The 11,995-nt window shown below is 55.2% G+C and carries 11 protein-coding genes; 10 read left to right on the top strand and 1 reads right to left on the bottom strand.

Annotated features, from left to right (window positions below; all coding sequences use genetic code 11):
- Positions 1-2 precede the first annotated feature (2 nt).
- From ACR0IY_RS01465 to ACR0IY_RS01500, 8 genes are all read left to right on the top strand, one after another.
- Positions 3-1,046, top strand: coding sequence for a pyridoxal-phosphate dependent enzyme (locus ACR0IY_RS01465; protein ID WP_480670029.1), 1,044 nt, complete (start codon positions 3-5; stop codon positions 1,044-1,046).
- Positions 1,043-2,188 carry a M24 family metallopeptidase gene (locus tag ACR0IY_RS01470; RefSeq protein ID WP_480670030.1) on the top strand — a complete coding sequence of 382 codons (1,146 nt, stop codon included), beginning with the start codon at positions 1,043-1,045 and terminating at the stop codon, positions 2,186-2,188. Before ACR0IY_RS01465 ends, ACR0IY_RS01470 begins: the two co-directional genes overlap by 4 nt.
- Complete coding sequence (locus tag ACR0IY_RS01475) at positions 2,185-2,895, top strand: maleate cis-trans isomerase family protein (protein ID WP_480670031.1); 711 nt, start codon at positions 2,185-2,187, stop codon at positions 2,893-2,895. Before ACR0IY_RS01470 ends, ACR0IY_RS01475 begins: the two co-directional genes overlap by 4 nt.
- Before the next feature lie 146 nt (positions 2,896-3,041).
- Positions 3,042-4,133: an ABC transporter ATP-binding protein gene (locus ACR0IY_RS01480; RefSeq protein WP_480670032.1), complete on the top strand. Its 1,092-nt coding sequence runs from the start codon at positions 3,042-3,044 to the stop codon at positions 4,131-4,133.
- Positions 4,134-4,244: 111 nt separating this feature from the next.
- Entirely contained in the window at positions 4,245-5,342 is a 1,098-nt protein-coding gene (locus ACR0IY_RS01485; protein WP_480670034.1) for an extracellular solute-binding protein, read from the top strand.
- 72 nt (positions 5,343-5,414) lie between these two features.
- Positions 5,415-6,689, top strand: a complete 1,275-nt coding sequence (locus ACR0IY_RS01490) for an ABC transporter permease (protein ID WP_480670035.1) — start codon at positions 5,415-5,417, stop codon at positions 6,687-6,689.
- A gap of 5 nt (positions 6,690-6,694) precedes the next feature.
- The gene (locus tag ACR0IY_RS01495; RefSeq protein WP_480670036.1) at positions 6,695-7,906 is read left to right on the top strand and encodes an ABC transporter permease; all 1,212 of its coding nucleotides are present in this window, start codon (positions 6,695-6,697) and stop codon (positions 7,904-7,906) included.
- 160 nt (positions 7,907-8,066) lie between these two features.
- On the top strand, positions 8,067-9,287 hold the full coding sequence (locus ACR0IY_RS01500; RefSeq protein WP_480670037.1) for an aminopeptidase P family protein: 1,221 nt from the start codon (positions 8,067-8,069) through the stop codon (positions 9,285-9,287).
- Positions 9,288-9,308: 21 nt separating this feature from the next.
- Here the strand turns inward: ACR0IY_RS01500 and speB are convergent, their stop codons facing one another.
- Positions 9,309-10,283: an agmatinase gene (gene speB / locus ACR0IY_RS01505; RefSeq protein WP_480670039.1), complete on the bottom strand. Its 975-nt coding sequence runs from the start codon at positions 10,281-10,283 to the stop codon at positions 9,309-9,311.
- Between the two features lie 287 nt (positions 10,284-10,570).
- On the opposite strand from speB, the gene ACR0IY_RS01510 reads away from it, so the two are divergent.
- Positions 10,571-10,939, top strand: coding sequence for a group I truncated hemoglobin (locus tag ACR0IY_RS01510; protein ID WP_480670040.1), 369 nt, complete (start codon positions 10,571-10,573; stop codon positions 10,937-10,939).
- Positions 10,936-11,994 carry an adenylate/guanylate cyclase domain-containing protein gene (locus tag ACR0IY_RS01515; protein ID WP_480670042.1) on the top strand — a complete coding sequence of 353 codons (1,059 nt, stop codon included), beginning with the start codon at positions 10,936-10,938 and terminating at the stop codon, positions 11,992-11,994. Before ACR0IY_RS01510 ends, ACR0IY_RS01515 begins: the two co-directional genes overlap by 4 nt.
- Position 11,995 lies beyond the last annotated feature (1 nt).

Raw genomic sequence — 11,995 nt, forward strand, 5'->3', positions numbered from 1 at the left:
ACGTGAAAATCACATCCAACCCCCATCGCGGAGGCAAAAAGCTGATTGAGGCCGCTCCGTTTCCATCCACCGATGCAGCCCGCGTCGCTGATCTGTTACAGCAATGCCCGGCTGCGGCCGAGACACCGCTGGTTCTGGTCGACGACTTGTTCGATGGCATCGAAATGTGGGTAAAGGATGAACGCGCCCGTATGAATCTGGGATCATTCAAGGCGCTGGGGGCGGCCTACGTGATTGCGCGCCACGCGGCGGATATGGCTGCCAGCCCTAGTGAGGCAACGCTTTCGGGGCGAACCTATGTCACGGCCAGTGCGGGCAATCACGGGATGAGTGTCGCCGCAGGCGCGCGTATCTTTGGGGCAAAAGCCGTCGTGTACATTGCCGAAACCGTGCCCGAAAGCTTTGCTGACCGCTTGCGCGGGCAAGGAGCGCAGGTTGTTCGGTACGGTTCCGACTACGCCGCCAGCATGGAAGGAGCCAGCAAAGCGGCCGAGGACAACGGTTGGACTTTGCTCTCGGACAGTTCGTGGGATGGATATTACGAACTGCCGTATACTCTGATGGAGGGGTACTTGCAGATGGCCGCCGAGGCGGTACGTCAATGTCCAGAGATGCCGACGCATATCCTGCTTCAGGCTGGTGTGGGCGGGCTGGCAGGGTCCGTCGCAGCCTATGCGCGGACCGTCTGGGGGGATGCTCCGCAGATTATCGTAGTTGAGCCCGACGCCGCCCCGGCATTGCAGGCGAGCATCGAGGCAGGAGCCTGTGTATTCGCCGACGGCCCCGACAGTATTATGGGACGGCTTGATTGTAAGGAACCGTCGCAGATTGCCCTGAACGGGTTGGCGCGGGACGCAGATAGCTTTCTAACTGTGACCGATCAACAAGTGACCGAGCATCTCCCGGCCATGGCTGCAGTTGACCTTGCCACAACCGCCTCGGGTGGGGCAGGGGTCGCCGCTGTCATGAATGCTGAGATTCGTAAGGCTCTGGGAATTGGTCCGGGTTCCCGCGTCTTGTGTTTTCTGTCCGAGATCGCCGAATGAGGGGATTTGACGTATCGGAATTCAGGGCGCGGACCGACCGTGCGCAACACCTGATGGATCAGGCAGGGCTCTCGGCTTTGCTGCTGACTACCGAGCCCGAGATTCGCTATTTTACCGGTTACCTGACCCGGTTCTGGGAAAGCCCGACACGTCCGTGGTTTCTGATCATACCAGCGTCCGGGAAACCGATTGCAGTCATACCCTCAATTGGGGTCGCGCTGATGGGGCAAACATGGGTGGACGATATTCGCACCTGGAGTGCCCCGGACCTGACTGATGACGGGATCACTCTGTTGGCTGAAACTCTGCAGGAGGTCTGTCCGACCGACGCGGATATTGGTCTGCCGGATGGTCATGAGACGCATATCCGCATGCCGTGGGCGGACCTGAAGCGTTTACAGCAGGCGCTTGAAAATCGCTCGCTTGGCAGTGATGGCGGAATTCTCCGCGCCCTTCGGATGGTCAAATCCCCCGCCGAAATATCCAAGATCGAAACTGCCTGCGGTATTGCCGGACGGGCGTTTCAGCGCGTCCCTGAAATCGCAGGTGAAGGCGTTGCGTTGGATGAGGTGTTTCGCCGTTTTCAGATGTTATGCCTTGAAGAAGGCGCAGATTGGGTACCCTATCTTGCCGGAGGCGCCGAGCAGGGCGGTTACACCGACGTTATTTCTCCGGCCCAGTCATCAGCACTAGCTTCTGGTGATGTATTGATGCTGGACACCGGATTGGTTTGGGATGGATACTTCTGCGACTATGACCGCAACTGGTCAATCGGACCCGTCACAGCATCCGTACGAGATGCGTATGCGACACTCATAGAAGCATCCGATGCGGCTTTTGAAGCCGCACGACCGGGAACAACAGCGGCTGAGCTGTTCCACATTATGAACAGGGTATTGTCCAAAAACAGTGGCGATACCGGCGCAGGGCGTCTTGGGCATGGGTTGGGTATGTCGCTAACGGAGTGGCCGTCGCTTATCCCCGGCGATCATACGCAACTGGAGCCTGGAATGGTTCTGACACTGGAGCCAGGCATAGCGGTGGGTGACAAGATTCTGGTTCACGAAGAAAACATCGTCATCACTGACGGGGCTGCACGCTTCATCAGCCCACGTGTCGGACCGGAGTTGATGCAGATATGAGCTATCTCTCTTACACACTGGACGAGGACGATCCTGCGGCGTCTCCGATGGGGTTGATCGTTTTGCAGACTGACGAAACGATAGAGCCAGAGTTCAGCGCCTATTTCTCGGATCAACTCTATCCTCTTTATGTTTCGCGAATCCCAAGCGGCGAAAAGGTGACGACGGACACTCTTTCCCAAATGGAGGAAGACTTGCCTGCGGCGGCGGATCTTCTTCCGAAAATCCGTCCGTATCGTGTGGTTGGATATGGCTGCACCTCGGCCAGTTCTGTCATTGGGTCAGAGCAGGTTGAGCGCATGGTTCAAAAAACCTGCGATGTCGCAGTGGTTACGAACCCATTACGCGCGGCGTCAGCCTGTGCGGCGCATTTGGGTGTGTCGAAATTTGCCTTGCTATCCCCCTACATAGAAGAAGTGAACGAACCCCTGCGCCGGGCTTTCGCGCAGAATGGTGTTTCGATGGATGTATTCGGCTCGTTCGGAGAATCCGAAGAATCCAAAGTCGTTCGTATTTCCAGGCAATCGGTGGTTGAGGCTGCGTTGAAACTTGGTGCTGATTCGATGGTTGAGGCAATCTTTCTAAGCTGCACTAATTTAAGAACTTTTGACGCTATACCCGAGATCCAAGAACGCCTGAAGAAACCGGTCTTGTCCAGCAATCAAAGCCTAGCCTGGCACATGCGGAAACTGAATTCCGCTCGCTGAGAGAGCAATTGTATCCAAAATTGTAAAACGTTGGACATATTTTTGTTGCACGGCGCGCCCGGCATGTCTTTAAATGATCTCGGGAGGTCGTTGAGATCCGGATAGACCGGGCAACCAACAGGCCGCACAGGGAGACAATTCGGTATATGTCCAATGACGCAGCGTTCGTCGAGTTTCAGCGTGTCCAAAAGTCATATGATGGCGAAATACTCGTTGTAAAAGATCTAAACCTTTCCATGCCAAAGGGTGAGTTTCTGACAATGCTGGGACCGTCGGGTTCTGGCAAGACAACCTGCCTGATGATGCTGGCGGGCTTTGAAACCGCTACGCATGGGGAAATCATGTTGGATGGGCGTCCTATCAACAATATCCCACCGCATAAACGCGGCATCGGAATGGTTTTCCAGAACTATGCTCTATTTCCGCATATGACTGTGGCAGAGAACTTGGCCTTTCCGCTGGAAGTGCGGAAAATGGGCAAGGATCAGCGCGAGGAAAAGGTCAAACGCGCGCTGGACATGGTGCAGATGGGAGCTTTTGGTAGTCGACGCCCGGCGCAACTGTCGGGTGGTCAGCAACAACGGATCGCGCTAGCGCGGGCGCTTGTGTTCGAACCCGAACTGGTTCTTATGGATGAACCACTAGGGGCCCTGGATAAGCAGCTGCGTGAGCATATGCAGTTCGAAATCACACGCTTGGCGCATGAGTTGGGGATCACAACCGTTTACGTCACCCATGATCAGACCGAGGCGCTTACGATGTCAGATCGGGTTGCCGTATTCGACGATGGCCGTATTCAGCAGCTGGCACCACCGGATTTGCTGTACGAAGAGCCGGAAAACAGTTTCGTGGCGCAATTCATAGGTGAAAACAATACATTGGAGGGCGTTGTTAAATCGATTGATGGCGACTCATGTGTTGTGGTTCTGGACGACGGGTCCGAGATTGATGCCGAGCCGGTGAATGTTCACAAGGCGGGTGAGCGCACCAAAGTGTCGATCCGCCCCGAACGGGTTGAGTTTAATAAAAATCGTCTACATGCCGACGCGCATACTCTGAAGGCGACGGTGAAAGAGTTCATCTACATGGGTGATGTCTACCGTTTCCGCCTGTCTGTGGCTGGGAACGACGACTTCATCATCAAAACCCGAAATGCGCCGGATGCCGTCAAACTGACCCCAGGTGAAGAAGTCGAAATCGGCTGGCTGGCACACGACTGTAAGGCGCTGGACGCCTGATACAGAAATCCCCCGCGCGCTTCGCCCGATTGCGCGGGAAACCAGATGGTCGGGTTGCCCCGCAATCCGGTCCTCATAGCAAAAACTAAAGGGTTAAATAGGGAGTTAACTATGAAAATAACCAAAACCACTCTGATGGCGAGCGCGATTGCCGCTCTCGCCGGTGGCGCGATGGCCGAAGAGATGACGATCGTCTCGTGGGGCGGTGCCTATTCCAAGTCGCAGCTCAAGGCTTATCACGAGCCCTATTCGGAAAAGACAGGCGTAACCATCCTGAATGACGATTCCTCGCCTGAAGGCGTCGCCAAGCTGCGCGCCATGAACGAGGCTGGCAACGTCACATGGGACGTTGTTGATCTTGAAGCGGCTGACAATATTCGCGCCTGTGACGAAGGCTTGATCATCGAGATTAATCCTGATGAGCATCTGGCAGCAGCGCCCGACGGCACACCAGCTACCGAAGATTTCGGGGACCAATTGGTTTCGCCGTGCTACATTCCGCTGATCGTCTTTTCGACAACCTTCGGTTATCGTACGGACATGGTTCCGGAAGGTGTAGAGCCGCCGACCGGCGCGTGCGATGTGTTTGATCTTGAAAAGTACCCTGGCAAGCGCGCGCTGAACAAACGCCCGGTCGCCAACATGGAGTGGGCACTTCTCTGCGATGGCGTGGCCTACGAAGACGTTTATGACACGCTGGAAACCGACGAGGGGGTCGAGCGTGCTCTGGCGAAACTGGATACCATTAAGGACCAGACGATCTGGTGGTCTGCAGCTGCTGAGCCTGTCCAATTGCTTGCTGACGGCGAAATCTTCATGGGTTCTACCTACAACGGCCGTCTGTTCTCGATGATTGCCGAGCAGAATCAACCCGTGGGCATGGCGTGGGATTGGCAGATGTTCGATCTTGACGGTTTCGCAATTCCAGCCGGTTTGAGCCCAGAGCGTGAAGCGCGGGCATTGGACTACATCAAGTTTGCATCGGACACCCAGCGATTGGCCGATCAGGCTGCGTATATTTCGTATGGCCCGGCCCGTGCATCTTCGGCACCGCTGGTTGGACAACATGCCGAGTTGGGTATCGACATGGCGCCTCATATGCCGACCGATCCCAACAATGCTCAGAACACCTTTGTGAACAACTACGAATGGTGGGCTGACTATCGCGATGATCTGGACGCGCGCTTCCAGGCGTGGCTGTCGCAATAAGCGGTTTGAACTGAAAAACACGCCCGGGGGCAGCCTGTTGCCCCCGGACCTTGCAAAATTCAAGAGGCATCAATGACTGACGCAGGCCAAAACGCGGGTCCCATGCTGGCAGCGGACGGCACTCCGCTTAAGCAATCGCTCGCCCGCTCCCTACGGCGGCAAAAGCTACGGGCATTGATGTTGGTTGCCCCCCTTCTTCTGTTTGTCCTGTTTTCGTTCATCATACCGATTGCTTCGATGCTGTTTCGGTCAGTGGAAAATGGTATTGTCGAGAGGACGTTACCTCTGACAGTTGAAGCACTGAGCAACTGGGATGAATCCAGTGGCGAACTGCCGGATGAGCAAGTCTACGACGCATTCGTGCGCGATATGATTGTCGCGGTTGAGCAAAAACAACACACGCGGTTGGGGTCTCGTCTTAACTACGAGGAATCCGGTATTTCGTCGTTGTTCCGCAAAACCGGCCGGAAGATCAGAAAGTGGGACCCCGAAGCGGATGCCCCGTTCAAAGATAAACTGATCGATGCGGACAAGGGTTGGGGTAACGTTGATAATTGGCGCGTTATCAAAACTCATTCCCGAAATGTGACACCAGGCTATTTCCTTGCTGCGGTTGACATGAGGCTGACACCCGATGGGGTGGCGGCGCAGCCCGAAGAAAAGCAGATCCTCGTCAAGCTATTCGGACGAACGCTGTTCATGTCACTGATCATTACCGCGTCCTGTATTCTGTTGGCCTATCCGGTGTCGTATCTGCTGGCGAACCTGCCGATGCGTATATCAAACCTGTTGATGATTCTTGTGCTGTTACCGTTCTGGACCTCACTGCTGGTGCGGACATCAGCGTGGAAAGTGATGCTGCAACAGCAAGGTGTGATCAACGAAACGCTTGTCTGGCTGGGACTTGTTGCCGATGACGCACGCCTTGTAATCATTAACAACCAGATCGGCACGATTGTTGCGATGACGCATATCTTGCTGCCGTTCATGATCTTGCCGATGTATTCGGTCATGCAGACGATCCCGCAATCTTACACCCGTGCGGCCAAGTCGATGGGCGCAACCAACTGGACGACCTTCTGGCGCATCTACTTCCCGCAATCCATTCCCGGTATCGGGGCGGGGTCGATCCTCGTGTTCATTCTGGCCATCGGTTACTACATCACGCCCGAAATCGTGGGTGGCACCAAAGGCGTCTTCATCTCGAACCGGATTGCCTATCACATCTCGTCCTCACTGAACTGGGGGCTGGCGGCTGCCTTGGGGACAATCCTGCTGGGGGCGGTCCTGCTTCTGTACTGGGTCTACGACAAGATCGTGGGCATCGATAACGTCAAGCTGGGATAAAGAGAATGGCAGCACTTACACCGATATCCCGCAAACCGTTGTCGATGGTCCTGCCATCGGTCGCCATCGCCGGAGGCTTTGTCGGCATGTTCGTCGGAGCCGGGCAGGGCAGTGTCCTGCTGGGCATCCTGATCGGAGCGGCCCTGATGGCTGGCCTTGCATGGGTCTATATCACCGTTCTGGACAATGAGCGCGTGGCCCGATGGATCACCATTTTGGGCCTGGGGGCGTTGGGGCTGTTCTTTGCGGGATTCTCTGGTCTGATTGTCGGCCTTTTGGCTGGTTGGTTCTTCGCCTTCTTCATCTTCTGGCTGTACGAGGGGCGTTACCGGCAAAAGCTGCTTCCTTACCTGACAGGGCAGCAAGTATTCTGGCATTTTGCGTTCCGGGTGACGTGTGGGGCGATCTTCGTATTTCTGATCACTCCGATCCTTGTGGTACTGCCGCTGTCCTTCAACGCGCAGGACTTTTTTACCTTTACGCCCGAGATGCTGCGATTGGACCCCGAGGGGTATTCGCTGAAGCACTACCGCGATTTCTTCACCAACAATGAATGGCAGCGCAGCTTCAAGAACTCGCTGATTATCGCTCCGATTGCGACGTTTATTTCGGTGACGTTGGGAACACTGGCAGCCATCGGGCTGAGTCAGTCGCACGTGCCCGGTCGCCGCGCGATCATGGGCATTCTGATTTCACCCATGATCGTACCTTTGATCATCTCGGCGACGGGTATGTTCTTTTTCTACAGTGATATCGGTCGGTTCCTCGAGGGGACGTTAGGTATGGACAAGAACTTTGTTGGTTACATCAAAGTTATTCTGGCCCATGCGGTTCTGGGGATTCCATTCGTGATTATCACCGTTACGGCGACTTTGGTCGGGTTTGATCAGTCGCTGACGCGGGCAGCTGCGAATATGGGGGCGGGGCCAGTACGGACCTTCTTCAAAATACAGATGCCCCTGATCCTGCCGGGTGTGATCTCGGGCGGATTGTTTGCCTTTATTACCTCGTTTGACGAAGTGGTTGTGGTTCTGTTCGTCGGCTCGGCAAGTCAGAAGACGCTGCCGTGGCAGATGTTCACAGGCCTGCGCGAACAAATCAGCCCGACCATTCTGGCGGTTGCGACCATCCTCGTGGTGATCTCGATTGCGCTGCTGACTACGGTCGAACTACTGCGGCGGCGGTCTGAACGCCTGCGGGGGCTTAGCCCGGCTTGACGCGACTCGAAAGCTGATTTAGCGAATTCATCATGCATCCCGGTCACGATGGCGTCGTGACGATACACGGGGTGCATGGCTCTCGGTTCCCGAGGCCGCTCGTCCTGAACGCCGGGGCTTGTGGCCGGGCGGTGCCTGTCCGGCATTGAGGAGAGACCATATGACTGATCTGAACAATCGCCCCGAGTTCTTCACTTGCCATAACGGCGAGAAAGCCCCGTTGCCTTTCAGCAAGGCCGAGTACGACCGTCGCCTAACCAGTCTTCGCGCCATGATGGCGGCGCGTGACATTCCGGCTGTACTGCTGACGTCGATGCACAACATCGCGTATTACTCGGGCTTTCTGTACTGTGCGTTTGGGCGCCCTTATGCCTGTGTTGTCACGCAGGATGCGTGCACTACTGTTTCAGCGAATATCGACGCCGGGCAGCCCTGGCGGCGGTCGGTGGATGAAAACGTGATCTACACCGACTGGAAGCGGAACAACTACTGGCGAGCTGTAGCGAGCTTGATCGGTTCTGCCCGGCGGATTGGCGTCGAAGGCGATCACCTGACGTTGGCCATGCGCGACACTGCTTTGGATATGCTGGGCGGGCCGGAACTGGTGGACATTGCTTCTGACACGATGGCGGCCCGAATGGTCAAGTCCGCTGAAGAGATCGAGTTGATCAAAGGTGGCGCACGCACTGCGGACGTGGGCGGTGGGGCCATCCACGCTGCTATTCGCGAAGGCGCGACTGAGATCGAGATCGCCATGGCTGGACGTGACGCGATGGAGGCCGAAATCGCGCGGGCCTACCCGGATGCAGAATACCGTGACACTTGGGTTTGGTTTCAATCCGGTCTGAATACTGATGGGGCTCACAATCCGGTCACCAAACGGGCGCTGGAAAAAGGCGATATCCTTTCGCTGAACACGTTCCCTATGATCTCAGGATACTACACCGCGTTGGAGCGTACCCTGTTTCTGGGAGAGCCCGACGCCGAAAGCCTGCGCATCTGGAAGGCAAATGTAGCCGCACATGAACTGGGGTTGAGTCTGATTAAACCGGGCGCGACATGCTCAGGCATCTGCGAAGAGATCAATCGCTTTTTCGCAGAGGAAGGTCTGTTGCAATATCGCTCATTTGGTTACGGCCATTCTTTCGGTGTGCTTAGCCACTACTATGGCCGCGAAGCGGGGCTGGAACTGCGCGAGGATATCGACACGGTGCTAGAGGCTGGCATGGTGGTGTCCATCGAGCCGATGCTGTGGATACCCGAGGGGCAAAAGGGCGCGGGTGGTTACCGTGAGCATGACATTCTGGTCGTTGAGGACACTGGGGCCGAAAACATCACAGGATTCCCCTACGGACCTGAGCACAACACGATAAGTGCGTGAATCAAGAGGCGGGAAGGGCGATCAGCCCTTCTTGCCGCGCTCGTGAAAGATGAAGCCAATAAAATTCAGCAGCACCTGCGCCGCCAAAATCTGAGTGCTTTCAGTGGGATCGTAATTCGGGGCGACTTCAACGAGGTCAATGCCGACAACGTCGCCTTGTTTCGACAACCCGTGTAAAATCTCCAGCACGTCGTAGTAAAGAAATCCTCCGTGGCTGGGTGTGCCGGTGCCGGATGCGATGGAAGGGCAAAAGGCATCAATATCGATCGTCACGTAATAACGCGCGCCATCCGGGACACGTGCCAAGACACCCTCAGTTCCCAGCTTGCGTACCTGGCGTACAGACAGAATGTCAGACCCGCGTGCGCGTGCGTCATCATAGCCTTCCTTGGCGGTTGAGGACACGTTGCGAATGCCCAGTTGCGTCATGCCAGAGACGTAAGGCTTTTCTATCGCCCGTCGCATCGGGTTGCCGTGCCCCGCAGTCACACCGTGCCGCTCGTCTACGAAATCCAGATGGGCATCAATCTGGACAACGTGGATCGGTCCGTTTTCCGCGCAATCCCCTTGGAAGGCATTGATGCAGGGAATGTTAATGGAATGATCCCCTCCGATAGTGACGGGTAGAGCCCCCGCTTTCAAAATCTTTTCCACGCCAAACTGGATATTCGCATGACTTTCGTCGGTTTTGGTGTGGATGATATCGGCGTCCCCAATATCGACCATCCGAACCGAGGCATCCAGATAGGTGGCGTCGTCTTCGTGATCATACGCGCCGGCATGGCCAAAACTGAACAGGGTCGAGGCCTCACGCACAGCACGCGGACCAAACCGAGCACCAGATCGCCATTGCGTACCGAAATCAAAGGGTGCGCCCATGATGGCGACATCTGCCTGAATTTGGTTCCAATCTTCGACATATGGTGATTTCCCAAAAGTCGAAATTCCTACAAAAGGCAAGTTCAGTCTGCCGCTTGAATACCCATGAGAGGACATAGTGCGTTTCCTGTTTCCAGCTGTCTCGGTAGAGCGTAGGTGGGATCCTTATGCCTGTATAGATCGAGCGGATTTGAATGGAGGTTTTCAGGCCGGATTCTGAGATTGGGTTGAAACTTTAGGAGTGTTTTTGGAACCGCACACGCATCGGGTGTGGGATTGAACGAAATGGCTAAAACTCCTCAGTGTAATCCAAAATTACGCCAGCCCGCGCATTAGCGTTAACAAAACTGTCAATTTGATATAATCTTGCAGTGTTGTGTGTGGTTAACGCTTGGGTGCTTGGTGTGGGTCAGACAATTTACGAAAAATACGGCGGCTTCAAAACAATCAGCCGGATCGTGATGACGTTCTACGAGATGGCGTTGGACTCCGAACAGATCGGGGGGCACTTCGAAGATATTGATATGCCGCGTCTGATCGACCATCAGACTAAATTCGTGTCCTCTTTGGTGGGTGGTCCGGCGTCTTTCAGCGACGAACGGATCGAAGCGGTGCACCGTCATCTTAATATCTCGCACGCTGATTTTGATGAAATGGCCGAACTGTTTAGCGAAGCTCTTGCCATGCATGGAATGGAAGACGCACATATCAAAATCGCGTTGCAAGCCATTGAATCGAAACGCGCCATCATTGTGGCGCGAGACGCAGCATGAGCATTCTGGCCATAAACGAACAGCTTCTACGTGCGATAGGCGTCGGAGTAGCCGTAGTGCGGGCCTCGGATTTAACCTTTGTGTTTCACAACGGGCCGTTTACCGAATGGTTTGGCACTCCGGAAGAGGGTCAAACGCTGCTGGATTTATTTCCGGAAATGGACCGACGCGAACTGGAAGACGTTAAGCAATCGGGGCTGCGCTATTCTGTTGAAATGCAGATCAAGCCTAAGCGCAGGACGCTGATTTTCGCGACCGCCGTGTCCCTGGCGAACGGCTTGTCCGAACAGGTTCTGGTGATCGAGTTCCAGAACATTACCCGCATTCGCGAACTTGAAAGCATGATCGACAGCTATTCGACCATGGTCGAGCGTAACACCCGTGAATTGGAACGTGAAAAAGAGCGGGTTGAAAGACTGTTGCTGAACCTGATGCCACGGGCTGTTTATGAAGAGTTCAAGACGTTCGGGGTGGTTACGCCTCAGCTTTATGATCAGGTTTCGGTGGTGATGTTGGATTTCGTGGGTTTCACAGACTTCGCAGCAAAAACAGACCCAACCGTTACGCTGAGTGAGTTGAACGACATCTTTACTGCCTTCGACCGTATCGTCGAGCAGTTCGGCTGTGAAAGGATCAAAACCATCGGGGATGCTTATCTAGCGGTGTCTGGGATGCCGGACGCAACGCCGGATCATGCAACCGCTGTGGCCCACTGCGCGGTCAGATTCCTGCGTTATCTGGAACGGCGCAATGAAAGTCACCCGCATAAATGGCAGGCCAGAATTGGCTTGGGGATGGGGCCGGCTGTCGGGTCTGTCGTAGGAATTCAGAAATACGTTTATGACGTTTTTGGGCCCGCAGTGAACATCGCGTCACGGCTGCAAGTCTTTGCAAATCCAATGAATATCGTTGCGCCGGAAGACATGAAATACGCCCTGATCGACGAGTTTCAGGTGTCGGATATCGGGTCGGTTGACGTCAAAGGGATTGGCGAAATGGAACTGATCAACGTGACCTCGGGCCTGAGTATGCCGCAGCCCAGAACGGTTTTCTGAA

The organism is Ruegeria sp. BC1 (genome assembly GCF_056539305.1).